Raw genomic sequence first — 20,577 nt, forward strand, 5'->3', positions numbered from 1 at the left:
CGTGGTACGGTTTCAGCACAACGGCGCGGGGTGGAGCAGCTCGGTAGCTCGCTGGGCTCATAACCCAGAGGTCGCAGGTTCAAATCCTGTCCCCGCTACTGAAGATCGAAGGCTCGGAAGCTAAGGCTTCCGGGCCTTCGGTGCGTCGGGGCCCCTGCCGTCATGAGCCACTGGCATGTGCGAAGCATGTGCGAACGGTGCTCCCCTCGGGGGGAGTTCAGAAATCTGTGTTTCACTTGTCTCCCTGTGGGCATGTCGACAAAACGCTGAAGTGACCTCACTGGCTGCGGTATACGAGGTGTACCCAGGTTGCAGGTGGTGCGACGATGGACGTTATGGGGGACAAGGCAACTCTGTTGGAGACAGGGCGGTTTGTGCAGCCGACCGATCGGGACGAACCCGGCGAGGCTGCGGAAGAAGCACGCCAGCGGCTGGCCGCGGAGGCCGGCGACGTCGAGGCGATGAGCGTCCTCGGCGCCATGCTGCTGCGCCGCGGAGATCTCGACGGAGCCGAGCCCCTGCTGCGTGCTGCCACCGGCGCCGGTGACCGGGCCGCGGCCAACAACCTCGGAGTCCTGCTCCACACGCGCGGCTACGCGGACGAGGCCGCGGGCTGGTGGCGCGTCGCGGCCGTCGCGGGCTCCGCGCCCGCCGCGCACGCCCTGGGCCGGCACTTCCGCGAGCGCGGCGACGAGCCCGCCGCCGAGTACTGGCTGCGCCAGGCCGCCGAGCACGGCCACACCCTGGGCGCGTACGCACTCGCCGATCTTCTGGAGCACCGCAGCGACGTCGGGGCCGAGCGCTGGATGCGGGTCGCCGCCGAGCGCGGGCACCGGGAGGCCGCGTACCGGCTCGCCCGCGCGCTCGACCGGAAGGGCGGCACCGATGTGCTCGTCTCCGGGGACGGCGGCAACCCGGCGGAGGAGGCCGAGCAGTGGTACCGGCAGGCCTCCGCGCGCGGGCACCGGCGGGCCGCGCTGCACCTCGGTTCGATCCTGGAGAAGCGCGGCGAGCTGAAGGAGGCCGGACGCTGGTACCTGACGTCCGCCAAGGACGGTGAGGCGCGCGCCGCGTGCGCCCTCGCGTTCCTGTTGCGCGACGCGGGCGACGAGGAGAGCGCCGCCGTGTGGTGGCTGCGGGCCGCCCAAGACGGCGACGGCAACGCGGCGAACGCGCTGGGCGCCCTGCACGCCGAGCGCGGCGAGACGCAGACCGCCGAGCGCTGGTACCGCGCGGCCATGGACGCGGGCGACAACAACGGCGCGTACAACCTCGGTCTGCTCTGCGCCGAGCAGCAGCGCACCGCGCAGGCCGAGGGCTGGTACCGGCGCGCCGCCTACGCGGGTCACCGCGAGGCGGCCAACGCGCTGGCGGTGCTGCTTCTGCAGAACGGGGACGCGGTCGGCGCCGAGCCCTGGTTCTCCAAGGCGGCGGAGGCCGGCAGCGTCGACGCGGCGTTCAACCTCGGGATCCTGTACGCGAGTCGGGACGACGAGGCGGCGGCGCTGCAGTGGTACGAGCGGGCCGCGGCCGGTGGGCACACCGAGGCGGCGTTGCAGGCCGGGATCGCGCGGCAGCGCGAGGGCGACGAGCAGGCCGCCGAGCGGCACCTGCGGTGTGCGGCCGGGGGCGGCAGCGGGGAGGCGGCGTACCGGCTCGCCTCGCTGCTCGACGTGCGGCGGCCGCCTGCGGTGCGGCACGAGCTGGGGGAGCCCGTCACCGAGAAGAGCGAGTGCGAGGAGTGGTACGAGCGGGCCGCCGAGCACGGGCACCGGCGGGCCCAGGTGCGGGTCGGGATGCTGGCCGCCGCGCGGGGCGATGTGGTGGAGGCGGCACGGTGGTACCGCGAGGCCGCGGAGGCCGGGTCGCGGAACGGGGCGTTCAACCTGGGGCTGCTGCTCGCCCGGGAGGGCAGTGAGCCGGAGGCGGCGCTGTGGTGGACACGGGCGGCCGATGCGGGGCACGGGCGTGCGGCGCTGCGGCTCGCGCTGCTGTGTGCGCGGCGCGGTGATCTCGCCGAGGGGCAGAAGTGGGCGTCCCGGGCGGTCGAGCTCGGCCCCGCGGAAGTCGCGGAGCGGGCGGGGCGGTTGCGGGACGCGCTGCGGCAGGAGCTGTCGGCGTAGCGCCGGGCTGCACCGGGGCGGAGCCCGACGTTCTCGTTGCGCGGCACCGGGCGCCGCCTTGCCCACCCTGCCGCCCAAGGCGGCAGATTGCCCAAGGCAGTGGCGGCCGACCGCAGCGGGCGGCACCCCCGTCCCCCGCGGAGCGGTTTGCGCTGGTCGGGGGCGTAGCGTAGAGTTGTGAACACAACGGCGCGGGGTGGAGCAGCTCGGTAGCTCGCTGGGCTCATAACCCAGAGGTCGCAGGTTCAAATCCTGTCCCCGCTACTCAAGGTCTGAGGCCCGGAACCAGTAATGGTTCCGGGCCTCAGGCGTGTTCGGGGCTACTTGTGGCCCACCGCCTCCTCGTACAGCTTCCTGTTCACCGTCTTCGACTCCGGCAGCGGATCGCCCTCGGAGACGCCCGCAGCCTTGTACGCCGCCTGCAGCCGGTCCGTCGTGCCGGAGCGGATCTCCCAGTCCATCCGCAGGGACGGCGTCTCCTCCAGGACCTTCTTGTCCGTCTTCAGCATGCGCGCCAGCTCGGACACGAACGCCGGGTCCTTCTTGTAGTCGTCCCGGAAGTACGTGTTGACCGTGCGGATGTACGCGCGCAGCAGCGCGACGCCCGCGTCCGGGTCCTTGCTGAGCAGGTTCGGGCCGAACAGCATGCCGCCGAGCGGCTCGCCCTGCGGCTGACCGCCGAGGAACGCGTAGCGCTTGTCGCCGTCGACCTTGCGCCAGATCGGGTCGAGGAGCCAGGCGGAGTCGACGCCGCCGTTCTGCAGCCCGGTCAGCACGTCCGCCGAGCCGAGCTGCTGGAACTGGATCTTGTCGAGGCCGCCGCCGTGCTCCTTCAGGGCGATGTTCATCGGGTACGAGGCGACCGAGCCCTTGCCGATCAGCGTGCCCATCTTCTTGCCCGCCATCCGGACCTGGGACGCGCTCTGCCCCTTCTTGAGGCGAACCCAGAGCCCGCTCTTGGACTTGGGGTCGGGGGAGAAGTTGCCGGACACCCACTTGATGTCGAAGCCGCCGAGGATGCCGTTCATGACCGCGGCCTCCGGTGCGGCCCACTGGGCGTCGATGTCGCCCTTGGCGAGGAGGGGGAGCGCGTCGGGCGTGGGGAGGACCTTCAGCTTCACGTCGAGGCCCTCCTTCTTGAACTCGCCCTTCTTGACCGCCATTTCGAGCGGCGCCACGTACTCGGCGCTCAGCGTGCCCGTCGCGATCGTCAACTTGCGCGGCTTGCCGAGCTTCCGCGGCGCGGGCGCGCCCTTGTCGCAGCGGGCCGGCTCGCGGTCGGCGGAGCGCTCCGCCGGATCGGTCCAGGAGCCCTTGCCACAGCCCGCGACCGCCTTGATCGCCCGGGGTTTGGCCGCGGCGTCCGACGAGGTGTCGTTCTTCGCGCAGGACGTGGTGCCCAGTAGCAGGGCGCCGGTTGCGAGCAGGGTCGTACCTACGTATCTGGTGCGCATGGAGCCTCCGTACAAGAAGCAGAGGGGGAGTCAGGACTGGCCGCGGCCGCGGTCGCGTGGGGCCCAGGGGGTGAGGAAACGACCCGCCAGGCGCACCAGTTCGGAGAAGAGGACACCGAGGGCGGCGACGCAGACGATGCCGACGAACATCACGTCGTTCTGGAAGAGGGCGCGGGCGTCGAAGATCAGATGGCCCAGGCCGTCGTTCGCGGCGATCTGCTCCGAGGCGACGATGACCAGGACCGCGACGCCCGCCGCGATGCGCGCGCCGACCAGGACGGCGGGGAGCGAGGCGGGGAGCAGGACGTGGCGGAACATCTGCCACGGTGAGGCGCCGAAGACCTGGCCGGCGTCCCGGTGGCCTGTGGGGACCGAGATGACCGCGGCCATCGTCGAGATCCATACGAAGAAGAAGACCGTCGCCGCGACGAGCGCGATCTGCGGGCCCTCGCCCAGGCCGAACATGTTCAGGAAGATCGGCAGCAGGGCGAGCTTCGGCACGACGTAGAGGGCGTCGAGCAGGGGTTCGAGTGCCGCGCGGACCAGGGAGATCGAGCCCATGAGGAGGCCGAGGAGGTAGCCGGAGACCGTGCCGATGACGTACCCGGCGAGGACTCGCTTGAGGGTGGCCCAGACGTCCGGCCACAGTTCGCCGTCGGCCGCGCGCTGCCAGCCGTCGGCGAGGATCGTGGACGGGGCCGGGTAGATCCGCTCGTCGATCCAGGACTGGGTGGCCGCGAGCTGCCAGAGCAGGACGAGGACCAGGGGGACCGCGACCGCGAGGGAGAGTTCGAGGGCGCGGCGCCTGCGCCGGGCGCGGGTGGGGTGGAGCTCCTCGGGGCCGGGGGCGCGGACCAGCAGGTCGTCGGCGGCCTTGGTGGGGGTGAGCGCGCTCATGCCGGGACCGCCTCCTGGTGCACCTCGCCGCGCAGCAGGTCCCACAACTCGCCCTTCAGCGCGGTGAATTCGGGGGTGTCGCGGATGTCGCCGGAGCGCGGGCGCTCGAACGGCGGCCTGCGTTCGGCGATCACGCGCCCCGGCCGGGCCGACATCACGAGGACCCGGTCGCCGAGGACGATCGCCTCCTCCAGGCTGTGCGTGATGAAGAGCGTGGTGGTCCGCGTCGTCTGGGTGAGCGCCAGCAGCTCGTCCTGGAGGATCGTGCGGAGCTGGGCGTCGAGGGCCGCGAAGGGCTCGTCCATGAGGAGGATCTCCGGCTCCACCGCCAGTGCCCGCGCGATGGCGACGCGCTGGCGCATGCCGCCGGAGAGGGCGGACGGGTAGGCGTCGGCGAAGTCGGCGAGGCCCATCCGGGCGAGCCAGTCGTGGGCCCGGGCGTTCGCCTCCTTGCGCGGGACCTTCTGGATGTCGAGGCCGAAGCGGACGTTGGCCAGGACGGTCTTCCAGTCGTAGATCCCGTAGTCCTGGAAGATCATCGCGGCCGGTCGCGGGCTCGTCGTACGGATCTCCAGGGTGCCGCCGGAGGGGCGGGTGAGGCCCGCGGCGATCCGGAGCAGGGTGGACTTCCCGCAGCCCGAGGGGCCGACCACGCAGACGAACTCGCCGGGGGTGACCGTCAGGTCGAGCGGGCCGAGGGCGTGCGTGCTGCCGAACGTCCTGGTGAGTGCGCGGGCTTGGAGCTTGGGATGCATGGGCCCTCCGGGGTGCGGCGGATTCTCGTGGGCGACCGCGAGAATATGACGACCCGTCAGATTGCGGAAGGGGGTGCGTGGTTGGCTCATGCAATGCGAAAGGCCCGCACCGTGCGGTGCGGGCCTTTCGAGGTGTGTGGAGCGCTACGCCTTCGCGGCGCAGTTCGGGCACAGCCCCCGGTACGTGACCTCGACGTCCGAGATCGTGAAGCCGAAGCGCTCGTCGGACGGCAGTGCCGTCAGCGGATTGCCCGTCGGGTGGACGTCGCGGATCTGGCCGCACAGGTCGCAGACCAGGTGCTGGTGCGGGCGGTGCGCGTTCGGGTCGTAGCGCTTGGCGCGCTTGTCCGTCGCGACCTCGATCACCTCGCCGAGCGAGACCATCTCACCGAGCGTGTTGTAGACGGTGGCCCGTGAGATCTCCGGCAGCTTCGCGGTCGCGCGCGCATGCACCTCGTCGGCCGTGAGGTGTACGTGGTCCCCGTCGAGAACCTCGGCCACGACGCGCCGCTGTGCGGTCATCCGCCAGCCGCGTCCGCGCAGCCGTTCCAACAGGTCACTCATAAGGACCAGCCTAACAGTCAGGGGACCTGGGCCCCGATTGGATGTGACTTTGGAGCTTTCCTTGACTTAGACATTGTCCATTGTAGGATCAGGCTCGGCTATAGCCAAGCGACAGGACGACTCGGGAAGGGCACCCAATGTCCGAGAATCAAGAATTTGTGACGGACCCCAACGCGGAGGCGGGCGGTTGTCCGGTCGCGCACGGCCGAGCGGCGCACCCGACGCAGGGTGGCGGCAACCGTCAGTGGTGGCCCGAGAGCCTCAATCTCAAGATCCTTGCGAAGAACCCGGCCGTGGCGAACCCGCTGGGTGAGGAGTTCGACTACGCCGAGGCGTTCAACTCCCTGGACCTCCCGGCCGTGAAGCGCGACATCGCCGAGGTCCTCACCACCTCCAAGGACTGGTGGCCGGCCGACTTCGGGCACTACGGCCCGCTGATGATCCGGATGGCCTGGCACTCCGCCGGTACGTACCGGATCAGCGACGGCCGCGGTGGCGCGGGCGCGGGTCAGCAGCGCTTCGCCCCGCTCAACAGCTGGCCGGACAACGGGAACCTGGACAAGGCCCGCCGTCTGCTGTGGCCCGTGAAGAAGAAGTACGGCCAGAGCATCTCCTGGGCCGACCTCCTGATCCTCACCGGCAACGTCGCCCTGGAGACCATGGGCTTCAAGACCTTCGGCTTCGCGGGTGGCCGCGCGGACGTGTGGGAGCCGGACGAGGACGTCTACTGGGGCCCCGAGCAGATCTGGCTCGACGACAAGCGCTACACGGGCGACCGCGACCTCGAGGACCCGCTCGGCGCCGTCCAGATGGGCCTCATCTACGTCAACCCGGAGGGTCCCAACGGGAACCCGGACCCGATCGCCGCGGCCCGCGACATCCGTGAGACGTTCCGCCGCATGGCGATGAACGACGAGGAGACCGTCGCCCTCATCGCCGGTGGCCACACCTTCGGCAAGACGCACGGCGCGGGCGACGCGGACCTCGTGGGCGCCGAGCCCGAGGGTGCCCCGATGGCGCAGATGGGCCTCGGCTGGAAGTCCGGCCACGGTTCCGGCAAGGGCCGCGACGCCATCACCTCCGGCCTCGAGGTCACCTGGACCGAGACGCCCACGCAGTGGAGCAACTACTTCTTCAAGAACCTCTTCGAGTACGAGTACGAGCTCACGCAGTCGCCGGCCGGCGCCAACCAGTGGGTGGCGAAGAACGCCGAGGCGATCATCCCGGACCCCGAGGACCCCTCGGTCAAGCGTCTTCCGACGATGCTCACCACGGACCTCTCGCTGAAGTTCGACCCGATCTACGAGCCGATCTCGCGCCGCTTCTACGAGAACCCCGAGGAGTTCGCGGACGCGTTCGCCCGTGCCTGGTACAAGCTGACGCACCGTGACCTGGGTCCGGTCGTCCGCTACCTCGGCCCGGAGGTCCCCTCCGAGGAGCTGCTCTGGCAGGACCCGCTGCCGGCGCGCGAGGGTGAGCTCATCGAAGCCTCCGACGTCGCGGCGCTCAAGGAGCAGGTGCTGGCCTCGGACCTCACGGTTCCGCAGCTGGTCTCCGCGGCCTGGGCCTCGGCCTCCTCGTTCCGCGGCGGCGACAAGCGCGGCGGTGCCAACGGCGCCCGGATCCGCCTCGAGCCGCAGCGCGGCTGGGAGGTCAACGACCCGGAGAGCCTGGCGCAGGTGCTCCGTGTGCTCGAGGGCATCCAGGAGTCCTTCAACGCCAAGGGCGGCAAGAAGGTCTCCCTGGCCGACCTGATCGTGCTCGCGGGCTCCGCGGCCGTCGAGCAGGCCGCCAAGGACGGCGGCGTCCAGGTCGAGGTGCCGTTCACGGCCGGCCGTGTCGACGCCTCGCAGGAGCAGACGGACGTCGAGTCCTTCGCCGCCCTGGAGCCGAAGGCCGACGGCTTCCGCAACTACGCGGGCAAGGGCAACCGCCTCCCGGCGGAGTTCCTGCTCACCGACAAGGCGAACCTGCTGACCCTGAGCGCTCCCGAGATGACCGTCCTCGTCGGCGGCCTGCGCACCATCGGGATCAACTCGGGCGGGTCGAAGCACGGCGTCCTGACCGACCGTCCGGGCGTCCTGAGCAACGACTTCTTCGTCAACATCACCGACATCGACACCCAGTGGAAGTCGACGACGAAGGCGCAGGACGAGTTCGAGGGCACGGACGCCTCGGGGCAGGTCAAGTGGACCGGCACCCGCGCCGACCTGGTCTTCGGCGCCAACTCCGAGCTGCGCGCGCTCGCCGAGGTGTACGCGAGCGACGACGCCAAGGAGAAGTTCGTGAAGGACTTCGCCGCGGCGTGGGCCAAGGTCATGGACCTGGACCGGTTCGACGTGCGCTGAGCGCCTTGCCGCGTGAGTGAATTCGATGTGTGAGTGAATTCGGCGCGTGAGTGAAGAGGGCCGGTTCCCTTCGGGGGACCGGCCCTCTGCCGTGGGTCTACGCCGGGAGCGAGGCGGGCTGCCGCCGGGGGGCCCAGCGGCGGATGATGTCGCGGACCGACACGATGCCGACCGGCTCCTGACCGTCGAGCACGATGAGATGCCGGAAGCCGCCGTGCGCCATCGCGGCGGCGGCCTCGTCCACGGTCCACGACGGGGCGGCGAAGACGACGTCCGTCGTGGTGTGGGCGCCGGCGGTCTCCTGGTCCGGATTCTGGTTCTGGCCCAGGGCGTTGAGGATGTCGCGCTCGGTCAGGATCCCGATGCCGCAGCCGTCCGGGTCGAGGACGACGGCGGCGCCGATGCGGCGCGCCGACATCAGCCGGGCCGCCTGGCGCAGGGTGTGGTTGGGGCCGATGGTGAGGACCATCGTGCTCATGGCGTCACGGACGAGCATGGATGGAGCCACCTTCCTGTGTGAGGCACTTGTGGCACCGGTCCCGTGCGGTACGAGAAACGGTTCACAAGTTCACAAGTGGGGGGACTCTCAGAGTCGCAGGCAAAGGGAGTGTCAACAAGAGGGCGCGAGAAGCGAGTTCAGGCGCGCGTGCCGCTCAACGCGCGCTCACACCGAAGCGCGCAGATAGCTCAGCAACTGGTCGTGGAGCAGGCCGTTCGAGGCCGCCGCGTTGCCGCTGTGCGGGCCGGGTCGGCCGTCGAGCCCGGTGTAGCTGCCGCCCGCCTCGGCGACGACGATCGCCGGCGCCGCCATGTCCCACAGGGAGAGCTCCGGTTCGGCGCACATGTCGATCGAGCCCTCGGCGACCATCATGTACGGCCAGAAGTCCCCGTAGCCGCGCGTGCGCCACACGGCGCGCGTCAGGTCGAGGAACCCGTCGAGCCTGCCCTGCTCCTCCCAGCCGGTCAGCGAGGAGTACGCGAACGAGGCGTCCTCCAGGCGGCCCACCTTCGAGGCGTGGATGCGCGAGGCGGACGTCAGGCTGCGCCCCGTGTACGCGCCCGCTCCCTTCGCGGCCCACCAACGACGCTGCAGCGCGGGGGCGGAGACGACGCCGACGACCGGCTGGTAGCCGCCCTCGCCCGCCTCCATGAGGGAGATCAGCGTCGCCCAGACCGGCACGCCGCGCACATAGTTCTTGGTCCCGTCGATCGGGTCGATCACCCAGCGGCGCGGGCCCGTGCCCTGGATCCCGTACTCCTCGCCCAAGATCGCGTCCCGCGGTCGCGCCCGTTGGAGATTGCCGCGGATCAACTCCTCGGCGGCCTTGTCCGCCTCGCTCACCGGAGTCATGTCCGGCTTGGTCTCCACCTTCAGGTCGAGCGCCTTGAACCGGTCCATCGTCGCGGCATCGGCGACGTCCGCGAGGACGTGGGCGAGCCGCAGATCATCTTGGTAGTCGGGCATGAGTGAACAGTATCGATCGTGGTACGCCGACTGCTACAGGGACCGATCCGACGGCGGGCCCGGTGCGCTCGGCGAGAGGCCTTGACACTGCGTACGGGCGCGTCAACTCTGGCCACACAGGCCTTACGAAACCCGGCGAACCGGGGAGGCGACGATGCCTGCAGCGCGGGAATCCCTACTGGACGCGGCCTACACGGCGCTCGCGCGGCGACCGTGGGGCGGCGTGCGCATGGTCGACGTGGCGGCGGTCGCCGGGGTCTCCCGGCAGACCCTCTACAACGAGTTCGGCAGCAAGGAAGGGCTCGCGCGCGCCCTCGTGCGGCGGGAGGCCGACGCGTATCTCGCGGGCGTGGACCGGGCGTTGAAGGAGGGCGGGCTCGACTCCGTGGCCGAGTGGACCGTCGCCAGCGCGCGGCGCAATCCGCTCGTGCGGGCCGCGCTCACCGGCTGCTGGAGCGAGCGCCTGCCCTCGCCGACGCTGTCCGCCGTGCCGTCCTCCTCGTCCGTGCCGGCGCAGCGCAGGGCCGACGGGCCGCTGCCGGGTCCTGCCGACTTCGTGGCCGCCGTACGGGACCGGAGCGTGGCCGCGCTCGGGGTGCCGGGAGTGGCGAAGAGCGAGGCGGAGGCGCTGGCGCGGGACTGCGAGGTGGCGGTGCGGCTCGCGCTGTCGTGCGTCATGGCGCCGCCGGGCGAGGGCGGGGTCGCGCGGATGGTGCGCGAGGTCGTGCGCCGGTAGGCAGGCCGTGGAACGGACGCGCTCAGTGCGCGGAGCCCGACAGTTGCAGGCCGATGACGCCCGCGATCACGAGGCTGATCGAGATGAGCTTGAGGGCCGAGACCACGTCGCCGAGGAAGACCATGCCGTAGATCGCCGTGCCGGCCGCCCCGATGCCCGTCCACACCGCGTAGGCGGGCCCCACGTCGAGCTTCTTCAGGGAGAGCGTGAGGAGGCCGAAGCTGCCGAGGGCGAACGCGGCGAACGCGATGGTCGGCCACAGCCGGGTGAAACCATGGGAGAGCTTCAGACAGACGGCGAACCCGGTCTCCAGGATCCCCGCGACGACGACCAGCAGCCACGCCATGTCCTTGTGCCTCCCGCGTTCCACTGATCTCTGAATGTCTGTGATCTTGCGTCCGGCTTGGTGCGATTATGCCCTTACCTGTGTGCGGCGGCAGCAAACAAGGCCGAGGTCAGTCCCCCTCGCGCCGCTCGCGCGTGGCGAGCAGCCGGCGCAGGGAGTACAGCCGGGCCGGATCCGCGTGCCCCTCCTCCACGTAGGCGTCGAGAGCGCAGTCCGGCTCGTCGTGGCTGCACGCGCGCGGGCAGTTCTCGGTGCCCGGCTCCAGGTCGGGGAAGGCGTGGATGACGCGCGACGGGTCCACGTGGTGCAGGCCGAAGGAGCGCACGCCGGGCGTGTCGATCACCCAGCCCGCGTCCCCGGACAGCGGCAGCGCGAGGGCCGACGTCGTGGTGTGCCGGCCGCGGCCCGTCACCGCGTTCACGTGCCCCACCGTGCGCCGCTGGTCGTCCGGCACCAGCGCGTTGACCAGCGTCGTCTTTCCGACACCGGAGTGCCCGACGAACGCCGTGACCTTCCCGTCGAGCTGCTCGCGCACCCGCTCCACGGCCGTGCCGTCCTCCAGCTCCTCGCGGCTGGTGACGACGTAGGGGATGTCCAGCGCCCCGTACAGCTCGAGCATCTTCTCCGGCGGGGCCAGGTCCGACTTCGTCAGGACGAGGAGCGGGTCGAGCCCGCCGTCGAACGCCGCCACCAGACAGCGGTCGATCATGCGCGGGCGCGGCTCGGGGTCGGCGAGCGCGGTGACGATGGCCAGCTGGTCGGCATTGGCGACGACCACCCGCTCGTACGGGTCGTCGTCGTCGGCCGTGCGGCGCAGCACGGAGCTGCGCCCCTCGATGCGGACGATGCGCGCGAGGGTGTCCTTCTTGCCGGACAGATCGCCGACGACGGAGACCCGGTCGCCCACGACCGCCGCCTTACGGCCCAGCTCACGGGCTTTCATGGCGGTCACGGCGACGTCGTCGATGAGGACGGTGAGGCGGCCGCGGTCGACCGTGAGGACCATGCCCTCGGCCGCGTCCTCGTGCTTGGGACGGATGTTGCTCCGCGGCCGGTTGCCCTTGCGGTTCGGGCGCTGGCGGATGTCGTCCTCGTCGGTGTGCTTGCCGTAGCGGCGCATCGCGGTGTGCCCCTACGCCCGGTCGGTCCCGAGCATCGCGGCCCACATGTCGGGGAAGTCCGGCAGCGTCTTCGCGGTGGTCGCCACGTTCTCGATCTGTACGCCATCGACCGCGAGGCCGATGATCGCGCCCGCGGTGGCCATGCGGTGGTCGTCGTACGTGTGGAAGATCCCGCCGTGCAGCTTGCGGGGGCGGATGTGCAGACCGTCGGCGGTCTCCGTCACGTCACCGCCCAGCTCGTTGATCTCCTTGGTGAGGGCGGCGAGCCGGTCCGTCTCGTGCAGTCGCAGGTGGGCGACGCCGCGCAGGGTGGACGGGGAGTCGGCCAGGGCGGCCACCGCGGCGATGCCGGGGGTCAGCTCGCCGACCTCGCTCAGGTCGACGTCGATGCCGTGCACGCTGCCGGAGCCGGTGAACTCGAGCCCGCGCTCGGTCAGTTCGCAGGCGCCGCCCATCTGCGTGAAGATGTCGCGCAGCGCGTCGCCGGGCTGCGTGGTGTGCTCCGGCCAGTCCGGGATCGTCACCTTGCCGCCGGTGATCAGGGCCGCGGCCAGGAACGGCTGGGCGTTCGAGAGGTCCGGCTCGATGGTGATGTCCCGGCCGAGCAGGGCGCCGGGCGTGACCCGCCACACGTTCGGCTCGCCGCCGGACTCCGGGGTGTCGACCTGGGCGCCGACCGCGCGCAGCATGTCGACCGTCATCCGGATGTGCGGCATGGAGGGCAGCGCCGAACCGACGTGCCGGACCTCGACGCCCTGGTTGAAGCGCGGGCCCGACAGCAGCAGGGCGCTCACGAACTGGGAGGACGACGAGGCGTCGATCTCGACCGGGCCGCCCTCCAGGGCGCCCCCGCCGTGCACCGTGAGCGGCAGCGCGCCCCGTCCCTCGTCGTCGATCCGGGCGCCGAGCGCGCGCAGCGCGTCGATCACGCCGTGCAGCGGACGCTCGTACGAACGGGGGTCGCCGTCGAAGCGGATCGGGCCGTCGGCGAGCGAGGCGACCGGCGGCAGGAAGCGCATCACGGTGCCCGCGTTGCCGACGTCGACCGTGGCGGGCCCCTGAAGGCCGGAGGGGATGACGCGCCAGGCCTCACCGGTCCCGTCGGGACCCACGCCCTCGTCGATGCCCACGCCCATCTCGCGCAGCGCGGCCGCCATCAGGAGCGTGTCCCGGGAGCGCAGCGGGCGGCGCAGCCAGCCCGGCTCCGCGGCGAGGGCGGCGAGCACGAGCGCCCGGTTGGTGACGGATTTGGACCCCGGCACCTGAACAGTCGCGTCGACGGCTCCGCTCGCGAGAGGGGCGGGCCAGAGGGCGGTGTGGGCCGGGTTCGTGGTCATGCCCCAACTCTAGTCGGCCCCCGGGAAGGCACCTGCTCACAGCCCCAGCAGCCAGCGGCCCCCGCCGATCAGTGAGCACAGTGAGACGGCGTGGAAGAAAAACAGCCACATGCCCGCGGGGACATGCGTGAGGCGCGAGAGCTGGTCCGCGTCGGAATCGCCCGCGCCGCCCCTGTGGCGCTTGCGCTGCAGCTCGAAGGCGGGGCGTACGCCGCCGAGCAGCAGGAACCAGACGACGGTGTACGCGAAGGCGGCCTGCACCTGCGGCCCCGTGAGCCAGGAGACGAGGACGAAGGCGCCGCCGGTGACCACCACGGTCAGCGCCCCGTACGCGTTCCGGATCATCACCAGCATCACGACGAGCAGCGCCGTGGCCAGCCACAGCAGCAGGGTGATGTGCCCCTCGGAGAGGAGCGCCGCGCCGCCGAGGCCGAGCAGCGGCGGGGCCGTGTACCCGGCGGCGGCCGTCAGGACCATGCCGAGCCCGGTCGGCTTGCCCCGGCTGACGGTCAGGCCGCTGGTGTCGGAGTGCAGCCGGATGCCGTCGAGCTTGCGGCCCATGAGGAGCGCGATCAGGCCGTGGCCGCCCTCGTGGGCGATCGTGATGGCGTTACGGGTCAGCCGCCAGACGGTGTGCGGGACGATCGCGGCGAGCGCGACGACGGCTGTGGCGATCGTCACCCACTGGTCGGGGTCGGACTGGGTTCCGAAGATCCGGTCCCAGAGGCTGGCGTCCATGTATTTCGGCTGCTCCCGTTCGGGTTCGGTGGCGGGTCGGCATCTGGCACTGTGGCACGTATGTGCGGACGTTATGCATCGAGTCGCAGGCCCGAGGATCTCGCAGGAATCTTTGAGATCGAGAAGTGGGAGCCGGAGGAGGCCTATGAGGCCGACTACAACGTGGCTCCCACCAAGGAGGTCTACGCGGTACTCGACCGCCCGGTGAAAGACGCCGACGACCGGCGTCCGGTTCGCCAGCTGCGCAAGCTCAAGTGGGGGCTCGTGCCGTCCTGGTCGAAGACCCCTGAGGGCGGCGCCCGGATGATCAACGCGCGGGCCGAGACCGTGCACGAGAAGCCCTCGTACCGCCGGGCCTTCACCACGCGGCGCTGCATCCTGCCCGCGGACGGCTATTACGAGTGGGTGACCGCGGCCTCCGAGCGCGATCTGGAGGTCGAGGGCAAGAAGAAGCGCCCGCGCAAGCAGCCGTACTTCGTGACGCCCGCGGACGGCTCGGTCTTCGCGATGGCGGGGCTCTACGAGTTCTGGCACGACCGCACGCTCCCGGACGAGCATCCGCTGGCCTGGTGGGTGACGTGCTCCGTGATCACCACGGAGGCGGAGACCGGGCCGCTGGGTGTGGCACCGGAGGAGGGGCCGAGGTCCCTCGCCGACATCCACCCCCGGATGCCGCTGATGCTGACGCCGGACCGGTGGGACGACTGGCTGGACCCGGCGCGTACGGACGTCGACGACCTGCGTGCGCTCCTCGCCCCTCCTCCGGAGGGGCTGATGCGGGCGTATCCCGTGTCCACGGCGGTGAGCAATGTGCGCAACAACGGACCGGAACTCTTGAAGGAACTGGAGGGGCCGGAGGAGGGGACGCTGTTCTAGGCGGCCTCGGAGAGGCACGATGGCCGGGTGACCAGCACCACTGAACTCGTCCCCACCGAAACCGGCGACGCCCGCATCACCTGGCACGTGGCCAAAAAGGCGAAACTGGTCCTGGCCGTGAGCCACGGTGCAGGCGGCGGTATCGAGGCCCGCGATCTCCAGGCCCTCGCCGCCGCCCTGCCCGCCCACGGAGTGACCGTCGCGCTCGTCGAGCAGCCGTGGCGCATCGCGGGGAAGAAGCTCGCGCCCGCGCCCAAGACGCTCGACAAGGGGTGGCGGGGCATCTGGCCCGCCCTGGAGAAGCCCGGCCTCCCGGTGATCGCCGGAGGCAGGAGCGCCGGCGCCCGTGTCGCCTGCCGCACCGCCGGGGAGCTCGGCGCCGCCGCCGTCCTCGCGCTCAGCTTCCCGCTGCACCCGCCGGGCAAGCCGGAGAAGTCCCGTGCCGACGAACTCCTCGGCGCGGGCGTGCCCACCCTCGTCGTGCAGGGCGGCAACGACCCGTTCGGCAAGCCAGCGGAGTTCCCCGAGCAGGGCGCGTACGAACTCGTCGAAGTCCCCTTCGGGGACCACGGCTTCGCCGTGCCGAAGCGCGCGGACATCACCCAGGACGAGGCCCTCGACGTCATCACCGACGCCGTCGTGAAGTGGACCGGATCACTCGCCTGACGATCGGGAATGTTGAGGGCGGGACGGCTGTTGTGCGGACTGTCGGTGCACAGAGTTCGTACGAGAGGAAGTCCGCCGCATGGGTTCAGTCGCTTGCCCCAGTCGTGCCACCGCTCCTGACCTGGAGTGGAGCGTGCTGAGCGCGGCCAAGACCACTTCTGTTCGGGCGGCGGGCGGACCGGATCGTCGTCTATCCTCCGATTCGAGCGGGGTCTCGTTCGTCCCCGCGACGTCGCTTGAGGAGGTGGGTCCGGTCACAGGGACCGACGCAGGGACCGAGCACGGCCAGGCGGACGAGCGCCCGGAGAGCACGGCAGAGCGCAACGCGCGCTTCGAGCGGGACGCGCTGGAATTCCTCGACCAGATGTATTCGGCGGCCCTGCGCATGACGCGCAACCCGGCCGACGCCGAGGACCTGGTGCAGGAGACGTATGCGAAGGCGTACGCCTCGTTCCACCAGTTCCGTGAGGGCACGAACCTCAAGGCGTGGCTGTACCGGATCCTGACCAACACCTTCATCAACTCGTACCGCAAGAAGCAGCGCGAGCCCCAGCGCAGTGCCGCCGAGGAGATCGAGGACTGGCAGCTGGCCCGGGCCGAGTCGCACATGTCGACCGGTCTGCGCTCCGCCGAGTCGCAGGCGCTCGACCACCTGCCCGACTCGGACGTGAAGCGGGCCCTGCAGGCGATCCCCGAGGAATTCCGCATCGCGGTCTATCTCGCGGACGTAGAGGGCTTTGCGTACAAGGAGATCGCGGACATCATGGGAACACCTATCGGTACGGTGATGTCCCGGCTGCACCGTGGCCGTCGCCAGTTGCGCGGCATGCTCGAGGACTACGCCCGTGACCGCGGGCTCGTCCCGGCCGGTGCCGGTCAGGCGAACGAAGCGAAAGGCTCGGGCTCATGAGCTGCGGAGAGCCGCACGAGACGGACTGCGCGGAAGTCCTGGACCATCTCTACGAGTTCCTCGACCACGAGATGCCGGACAGTGACTGCACCAAGTTCGAGGTGCACTTCGAGGAGTGCTCCCCGTGCCTGGAGAAGTACGGCCTGGAGCAGGCCGTCAAGAAGCTGGTGAAGCGGTGCTGCGGTCATGACGACGTGCCCACCGATCTGCGGGCCAAGGTCATGGGGCGGATCGAAGTGATCCGCTCCGGCCAGGCCACGCCCGAAGAGGGCATGGGCAACCCGCTCGCCTGAGCCGGTCGGCGGGGCACTTCGGCGCCCCGTTCACCCGATCGTGCGAATCCGGGGCCCGAGGCCCCGGCAATCCCCGTGATGCCCCGCGAGCGCCTTCGCGCGCGTCCTATCCTCCCTGAACTGGACGCCTTGGGGAGGGAGTTGGGGCATGCGGTCGGTTCCGCCTGTGGCCCGTGCGTATGTGCTCCTGACCGCCGGTGTCGCCGCGGTCTGCGCCGCACCCGCGTTCTCCGCCCCCACGTGGTGGCCCGGCGCCGCCCTGCTCGCGTTCCTCTACGCGGGCTGTGAGCAGCTCGGCCGCTGCCGGCTCGTCGGGCGGCGCGCGCCCAAGGGGATGGGCACCTTCTTTCCCGTGCTGCTCGCCGGGGCCTTTCTGCTGCCGCCAGCCGCCGCCGCGCTCGTCGCCCTGCCCGGTGCACTGCTCGCCTCCGTCGAGCGGCGGCCCGCATGGCTGCGCAAGGTGTGGCGCGCGGCCCAACTCGCCCTCGCCTGCTGGGCCGCGGCGCGGGTCTTCGGCGCGCTCGGCGGACCCGGGGCGGTCGCCGACCCCCGGTTCCCGTACGCGCTCGTGCCCGGCGGCGCCGCGGTCCTCGCGTTCTGCGCCGCGCTCACCGTGCTCGACGGGGGAGTGCTCGCCACCGCGGAGCGGGTCCCGCTGCGCGGCGCCTGGCGCGGGCTCTTCCTGCGGATGCTCGCGCCGGTGGCCGCACACGGGCTCGCCGGTCTCGTGATGGCGATGATGTGGACGAGTTCGTACGGTCCGGTCGCCGCCCTGCTCGTGCTCCTGCCGATGTACATCTCCTGCTGGGTGTTCGCCCAGTACCAGCGCGAGCGGTCGGCCCACCAGGCCACGATCAGGGCGCTCGTGCAGGCCGTCGACATCAAGGACGGGTACACGCGCGGGCACAGCGAGCGGGTCGGGCAGGCGTCGATGCTGATCGCGCGCGAGCTCGGCATGGCGGGGGAGCGGGTGGAGGCCCTGCGGTTCGCCGGGATCCTGCACGACGTGGGGAAGCTCGGCGTGCCCACGCGGCTGCTGCGGAAGGACGGACCACTGACACCCGAGGAGCGCGAGGTCATCCAGCTGCATCCGGAGTACGGGCACGAGATGGTGCGGGGGATCGCGTTCCTCGGTGAGGCGCGGGCCGCGATCCTGCACCACCACGAGCGGCTCGACGGGAGCGGTTACCCGTACGGGCTCGCGGGGCCGCAGATCCCGGAGTTCGCGCGGGTGGTGGCGGTGGCGGACGCCTTCGACGCGATGACGTCCACGCGCACGTACTCGCGGGCGCGGCCGGTCCCGGTGGCGCTGGCGGAGCTGGAGCGATGTGCCGGCTCGCAGTTCGACCCGGTGATGGTGGGAGCGCTGGTGCGGGTCCTGGAGCGGGACGGGTGGCATCCCGTGGTGACGGCGGACGAGGCGGTGGTGCCCGCGCCCCGGCCGGAAAGCATCGCCGCCCCGCCGGCGGCGTCCCGGTGACGGGGGCCGACCCGGAGCACCGCGCCGAAGGGCCGGCCCCGCGCACGGCGGGGCGGGTGCCCGGGCTGCTCGTCGTGGTGTTCGGGATCGCCGTGGCGGTCGCCTCCGTGGCCCTCGGGGACACCGTGTGGCACGGCGTGGTCGAGCGCGGGAACGCGTTGGCGTTCGGGGTGCTCGTCGCCGTGGGGGAGCTGGCCCGCAGGGGCGGCGCCGAGGACCGGGAGGCCGCGCCGCTCGGGGCCGCGGGGGCGCTCGCGTACGCGCTGCTCGGGGAGGTCGCGGGGCGGCCCACGCACCACGGCGCGCTCCAGGTCGTCGCGATCGTCGTCGCGGGCACGCTCGTCGGCTGCATACCGCACGTGGCGCGCGGCAAGGGCGCCTCGCTCGACCATGTGGCCCGGCGCGTGCTCACCGTCGCCTTCGCCGCCGTCTGCTTCCAACCGCTCTACAACCAAGGCGTGTTGGCGAAGTGGTTCGGGGACGGGGCCTCCTACGCGCTGCTGCTCGTCGCGCTGCTGGTGCTGACCGCGCTGTGCGACGCCGTGCTCGCCGCCGCCATGGCGCACGCCCGGACGCGCTGGCCGTTCGGCCCGCTGCTGCGCGACGAGCTGCGGGCGATGCTCGGCATCGGATCGGCCGTGTGCGCGACGGGGGCCGTCATGGCGCTCGCCGTCGCCGTCGCCGGGCTGTGGGCGCTGCCCCTGATCAGCCTGCCGCTGCTGCTCACCCAGTTGGCGTTCCGGCGGTACTCCGTGGTCAAGGCCACGTACCGGCAGACCATCACCTCACTGGCCCGCGCCACCGAGATCGCCGGCTACACCCCGCACGGGCACGCCCGCCGGGTGGCCGAGCTCAGCCGGGCCGTCGGCCGCGACCTGGGGCTCTCCCAGCCTGACCTGTCGGTCCTCGAGTACGCGGCGCTGATGCACGACATCGGGCAGCTCTCGCTCGTCGACCCGGTGGCCGAGGGCGCCACCGCCGCGCTGCCGCCCGCCCAGCAGCGCCGGATAGCCCTCCTCGGCGGCGCCGTCGTCCGCCAGACCGGGGTGGACACCCAGGTGGCGGTGGTGGTCGAGCGGCAGGCCGATCCGTACCGCGAGCAGCCGCTCATCGCCCGGATTGTGCGGACAGCGAACGCGTACGACGAGATGGCGAGGGAACAGGGACCACAGGGGCCGCTCAGGGCCCTGGAGAGCCTGCGTCTGGCCACGGGCCGGGACTACCAGCCGGAGGTCGTGGAGGCGCTGGCCAGAGTGGTTTGCACGCCCGGTCTGAGCCTGGGGTCGGTTGGGTAACCCATGGGTAATGAGCGGTCGTGGGACCGTACGTGGTTGGATGCGAAGCAAGGCAGGAAACGCAAGACAGAACATGCAAGGCACGCGGAAGACTCGGCGTCCGGGGGCACAGGCCTCGAGTATCGGCAGGCGGGAATCGTGAGGATCTTCGGCAAGGGACGGCACCGGCCCTCCGCCTCCTGGCGGCAGGCCACGGATCGCGCGTTCACGCTGATCGGCGACGGGCGGTACGAGGACGCGGGAGCGCTGCTCACGCGGGCCGCCGACCTGGAGCCCTGGCTGTCGGAGTCCTGGTTCAACCTCGCGCTGCTGCACAAGTTCCGGCACGACTGGGAGCAGGCCCGCACCACGGGTCTGCGGGCCGTCGCCCTGCTCGAGAAGGAGGGCGGGGCACCGGACTGGTGGAACGTGGGCATCGCGGCCACCGCCCTGCAGGACTGGCCGCTCGCGCGCAGGGCCTGGCAGGCGTACGGGCTGAAGGTGCCCGGCGGCGCCGCCGCTGCCGGGGAGCCGACCGGGATGGACCTCGGGAGCGCCGCCGTGCGGCTCTCGCCGGAGGGCGAGGCGGAGGTCGTGTGGGGGCGCAGGCTCGACCCCGCGCGCATCGAGCTGCTCTCCATCCCGCTGCCGTCCTCCGGGCGGCGCTGGGGCGAGGTCGTGCTGCACGACGGCGTCCCGCACGGCGAGCGGACCACGGCGTCCGGGCACTCGTACCCGGTCTTCGACGAGATCGAGCTGTGGGCGCCCTCGCCGGTCCCCACCTGGGTGGTGCTGCTCGAGGCCGCCACCGAGGACGACCGGGACGCGCTGGAGCGGCTCGCCGCCGACGCGGGCTTCGCCGCCGAGGACTGGTCGTCCTCCGTGCGGCTGCTCTGCCGGACGTGCTCGGAGTCGCGGATGCCGTCCGACGAGGGTGACGGCACGCATCTCGATCCGCACGACCACAGCGAGCCGGGGCATCCGGGGCCGCTCGGGCACCGGACCGACGGGCAGCTGTGGGTGCCGGAGCGGGAGTGCGGGGTGGCCGCGCCGGCCTCTCTGGTGCGGGGGCTGCTCGACGGGTGGGTGGCGGACTCGCCGGACTCCCGTGACTGGCGGGATCTCGAAGAGGTCTGTTAGGCGCGGGGTGCGGTCTTGGTGGTCGCCCCCTCCGCCCCTTCCCGTCCCGTCCCT

General features: G+C 71.6%; 20 protein-coding genes and 2 tRNA genes. 12 read left to right on the top strand and 10 right to left on the bottom strand.

Going from position 1 to position 20,577, the window contains the following annotated elements:
* Positions 1-24: 24 nt before the first annotated feature.
* The 3 genes from ACZ7L4_RS23750 to ACZ7L4_RS23760 all read left to right on the top strand — a co-directional run bounded on the left by ACZ7L4_RS23750 (position 25) and on the right by ACZ7L4_RS23760 (position 2,387).
* A tRNA-Met gene (locus ACZ7L4_RS23750) sits at positions 25-98 on the top strand.
* Positions 99-326: 228 nt separating this feature from the next.
* Positions 327-2,123: a tetratricopeptide repeat protein gene (locus tag ACZ7L4_RS23755; RefSeq protein ID WP_422474020.1), complete on the top strand. Its 1,797-nt coding sequence runs from the start codon at positions 327-329 to the stop codon at positions 2,121-2,123.
* 190 nt (positions 2,124-2,313) lie between these two features.
* Positions 2,314-2,387 (top strand) — tRNA-Met (locus ACZ7L4_RS23760).
* A 56-nt stretch (positions 2,388-2,443) separates the two neighbouring features.
* On the opposite strand, the gene ACZ7L4_RS23765 is transcribed toward ACZ7L4_RS23760, so the two are convergent.
* From ACZ7L4_RS23765 to ACZ7L4_RS23780, 4 genes are all read right to left on the bottom strand, one after another.
* Positions 2,444-3,577, bottom strand: a complete 1,134-nt coding sequence (locus ACZ7L4_RS23765; protein WP_472105286.1) for an ABC transporter substrate-binding protein — start codon at positions 3,575-3,577, stop codon at positions 2,444-2,446.
* A gap of 30 nt (positions 3,578-3,607) precedes the next feature.
* On the bottom strand, positions 3,608-4,474 hold the full coding sequence (locus ACZ7L4_RS23770; RefSeq protein WP_472105288.1) for an ABC transporter permease: 867 nt from the start codon (positions 4,472-4,474) through the stop codon (positions 3,608-3,610).
* Positions 4,471-5,229 (bottom strand): ABC transporter ATP-binding protein, encoded by a 759-nt coding sequence (locus ACZ7L4_RS23775; protein WP_472105290.1) that lies wholly within the window; start codon positions 5,227-5,229, stop codon positions 4,471-4,473. Before ACZ7L4_RS23775 ends, ACZ7L4_RS23770 begins: the two co-directional genes overlap by 4 nt.
* Before the next feature lie 144 nt (positions 5,230-5,373).
* On the bottom strand, positions 5,374-5,793 hold the full coding sequence (locus ACZ7L4_RS23780) for a Fur family transcriptional regulator (RefSeq protein WP_450812469.1): 420 nt from the start codon (positions 5,791-5,793) through the stop codon (positions 5,374-5,376).
* Positions 5,794-5,930: 137 nt separating this feature from the next.
* On the opposite strand from ACZ7L4_RS23780, the gene katG reads away from it, so the two are divergent.
* On the top strand, positions 5,931-8,141 hold the full coding sequence (gene katG / locus ACZ7L4_RS23785; RefSeq protein WP_472105292.1) for a catalase/peroxidase HPI: 2,211 nt from the start codon (positions 5,931-5,933) through the stop codon (positions 8,139-8,141).
* 97 nt (positions 8,142-8,238) lie between these two features.
* Here katG and ACZ7L4_RS23790 read toward each other — a convergent pair whose 3' ends face one another.
* Together ACZ7L4_RS23790 and hisN are read right to left on the bottom strand one after the other, a co-directional pair.
* On the bottom strand, positions 8,239-8,637 hold the full coding sequence (locus ACZ7L4_RS23790; protein WP_472105294.1) for a CBS domain-containing protein: 399 nt from the start codon (positions 8,635-8,637) through the stop codon (positions 8,239-8,241).
* Positions 8,638-8,805: 168 nt separating this feature from the next.
* Positions 8,806-9,606 carry a histidinol-phosphatase gene (gene hisN, locus ACZ7L4_RS23795; protein ID WP_472105296.1) on the bottom strand — a complete coding sequence of 267 codons (801 nt, stop codon included), beginning with the start codon at positions 9,604-9,606 and terminating at the stop codon, positions 8,806-8,808.
* 154 nt (positions 9,607-9,760) lie between these two features.
* Here hisN and ACZ7L4_RS23800 point away from each other — a divergent pair, with 154 nt between their 5' ends.
* Positions 9,761-10,342, top strand: a complete 582-nt coding sequence (locus ACZ7L4_RS23800) for a TetR/AcrR family transcriptional regulator (RefSeq protein ID WP_472105298.1) — start codon at positions 9,761-9,763, stop codon at positions 10,340-10,342.
* A gap of 22 nt (positions 10,343-10,364) precedes the next feature.
* Here ACZ7L4_RS23800 and ACZ7L4_RS23805 read toward each other — a convergent pair whose 3' ends face one another.
* From ACZ7L4_RS23805 to ACZ7L4_RS23820, 4 genes are all read right to left on the bottom strand, one after another.
* A complete protein-coding gene (locus ACZ7L4_RS23805; RefSeq protein ID WP_450812475.1) occupies positions 10,365-10,688 on the bottom strand; it encodes a DMT family transporter in 324 nt (107 codons plus the stop codon).
* Between the two features lie 109 nt (positions 10,689-10,797).
* Positions 10,798-11,808 carry a ribosome small subunit-dependent GTPase A gene (gene rsgA / locus ACZ7L4_RS23810; protein ID WP_472105300.1) on the bottom strand — a complete coding sequence of 337 codons (1,011 nt, stop codon included), beginning with the start codon at positions 11,806-11,808 and terminating at the stop codon, positions 10,798-10,800.
* Between the two features lie 12 nt (positions 11,809-11,820).
* A complete protein-coding gene (gene aroA / locus ACZ7L4_RS23815) occupies positions 11,821-13,146 on the bottom strand; it encodes a 3-phosphoshikimate 1-carboxyvinyltransferase (RefSeq protein WP_472105302.1) in 1,326 nt (441 codons plus the stop codon).
* Positions 13,147-13,182: 36 nt separating this feature from the next.
* Entirely contained in the window at positions 13,183-13,884 is a 702-nt protein-coding gene (locus tag ACZ7L4_RS23820) for a M50 family metallopeptidase (protein ID WP_472105304.1), read from the bottom strand.
* 60 nt (positions 13,885-13,944) lie between these two features.
* Between ACZ7L4_RS23820 and ACZ7L4_RS23825 the strand changes: the two genes are divergently transcribed.
* The 7 genes from ACZ7L4_RS23825 to ACZ7L4_RS23855 all read left to right on the top strand — a co-directional run bounded on the left by ACZ7L4_RS23825 (position 13,945) and on the right by ACZ7L4_RS23855 (position 20,523).
* Entirely contained in the window at positions 13,945-14,760 is an 816-nt protein-coding gene (locus tag ACZ7L4_RS23825; RefSeq protein WP_472105306.1) for an SOS response-associated peptidase, read from the top strand.
* Between the two features lie 27 nt (positions 14,761-14,787).
* Positions 14,788-15,426: an alpha/beta hydrolase family protein gene (locus ACZ7L4_RS23830; RefSeq protein WP_472105308.1), complete on the top strand. Its 639-nt coding sequence runs from the start codon at positions 14,788-14,790 to the stop codon at positions 15,424-15,426.
* Between the two features lie 244 nt (positions 15,427-15,670).
* Entirely contained in the window at positions 15,671-16,336 is a 666-nt protein-coding gene (locus tag ACZ7L4_RS23835) for a sigma-70 family RNA polymerase sigma factor (protein WP_425829768.1), read from the top strand.
* Positions 16,333-16,629, top strand: a complete 297-nt coding sequence (gene rsrA, locus ACZ7L4_RS23840; protein ID WP_422409631.1) for a mycothiol system anti-sigma-R factor — start codon at positions 16,333-16,335, stop codon at positions 16,627-16,629. Before ACZ7L4_RS23835 ends, rsrA begins: the two co-directional genes overlap by 4 nt.
* Positions 16,630-16,777: 148 nt before the next feature.
* Positions 16,778-18,109, top strand: coding sequence for an HD-GYP domain-containing protein (locus tag ACZ7L4_RS23845; RefSeq protein WP_472105310.1), 1,332 nt, complete (start codon positions 16,778-16,780; stop codon positions 18,107-18,109).
* Between the two features lie 65 nt (positions 18,110-18,174).
* On the top strand, positions 18,175-19,404 hold the full coding sequence (locus ACZ7L4_RS23850; protein WP_472105661.1) for an HD-GYP domain-containing protein: 1,230 nt from the start codon (positions 18,175-18,177) through the stop codon (positions 19,402-19,404).
* A 138-nt stretch (positions 19,405-19,542) separates the two neighbouring features.
* Positions 19,543-20,523 (top strand): tetratricopeptide repeat protein, encoded by a 981-nt coding sequence (locus ACZ7L4_RS23855; RefSeq protein WP_399231574.1) that lies wholly within the window; start codon positions 19,543-19,545, stop codon positions 20,521-20,523.
* Positions 20,524-20,577 lie beyond the last annotated feature (54 nt).

Source organism: Streptomyces sp. NPDC107575 (assembly GCF_055657265.1).

What these genes read in the sequence shown, in the direction of transcription:
- ACZ7L4_RS23820 (WP_472105304.1), bottom strand. Translation starts at nt 13,884, where the DNA reads ATGGACGCCAGCCTCTGGGACCGGATCTTCGGAACCCAGTCCGACCCC.
- ACZ7L4_RS23800 (WP_472105298.1), top strand. Translation starts at nt 9,761, where the DNA reads ATGCCTGCAGCGCGGGAATCCCTACTGGACGCGGCCTACACGGCGCTC.
- ACZ7L4_RS23765 (WP_472105286.1), bottom strand. Translation starts at nt 3,577, where the DNA reads ATGCGCACCAGATACGTAGGTACGACCCTGCTCGCAACCGGCGCCCTG.
- ACZ7L4_RS23845 (WP_472105310.1), top strand. Translation starts at nt 16,778, where the DNA reads ATGCGGTCGGTTCCGCCTGTGGCCCGTGCGTATGTGCTCCTGACCGCC.
- katG (WP_472105292.1), top strand. Translation starts at nt 5,931, where the DNA reads ATGTCCGAGAATCAAGAATTTGTGACGGACCCCAACGCGGAGGCGGGC.
- ACZ7L4_RS23780 (WP_450812469.1), bottom strand. Translation starts at nt 5,793, where the DNA reads ATGAGTGACCTGTTGGAACGGCTGCGCGGACGCGGCTGGCGGATGACC.
- ACZ7L4_RS23775 (WP_472105290.1), bottom strand. Translation starts at nt 5,229, where the DNA reads ATGCATCCCAAGCTCCAAGCCCGCGCACTCACCAGGACGTTCGGCAGC.
- rsrA (WP_422409631.1), top strand. Translation starts at nt 16,333, where the DNA reads ATGAGCTGCGGAGAGCCGCACGAGACGGACTGCGCGGAAGTCCTGGAC.
- ACZ7L4_RS23805 (WP_450812475.1), bottom strand. Translation starts at nt 10,688, where the DNA reads ATGGCGTGGCTGCTGGTCGTCGTCGCGGGGATCCTGGAGACCGGGTTC.
- ACZ7L4_RS23825 (WP_472105306.1), top strand. Translation starts at nt 13,945, where the DNA reads ATGTGCGGACGTTATGCATCGAGTCGCAGGCCCGAGGATCTCGCAGGA.
- rsgA (WP_472105300.1), bottom strand. Translation starts at nt 11,808, where the DNA reads ATGCGCCGCTACGGCAAGCACACCGACGAGGACGACATCCGCCAGCGC.
- ACZ7L4_RS23755 (WP_422474020.1), top strand. Translation starts at nt 327, where the DNA reads ATGGACGTTATGGGGGACAAGGCAACTCTGTTGGAGACAGGGCGGTTT.
- ACZ7L4_RS23790 (WP_472105294.1), bottom strand. Translation starts at nt 8,637, where the DNA reads ATGCTCGTCCGTGACGCCATGAGCACGATGGTCCTCACCATCGGCCCC.
- aroA (WP_472105302.1), bottom strand. Translation starts at nt 13,146, where the DNA reads ATGACCACGAACCCGGCCCACACCGCCCTCTGGCCCGCCCCTCTCGCG.
- ACZ7L4_RS23770 (WP_472105288.1), bottom strand. Translation starts at nt 4,474, where the DNA reads ATGAGCGCGCTCACCCCCACCAAGGCCGCCGACGACCTGCTGGTCCGC.
- hisN (WP_472105296.1), bottom strand. Translation starts at nt 9,606, where the DNA reads ATGCCCGACTACCAAGATGATCTGCGGCTCGCCCACGTCCTCGCGGAC.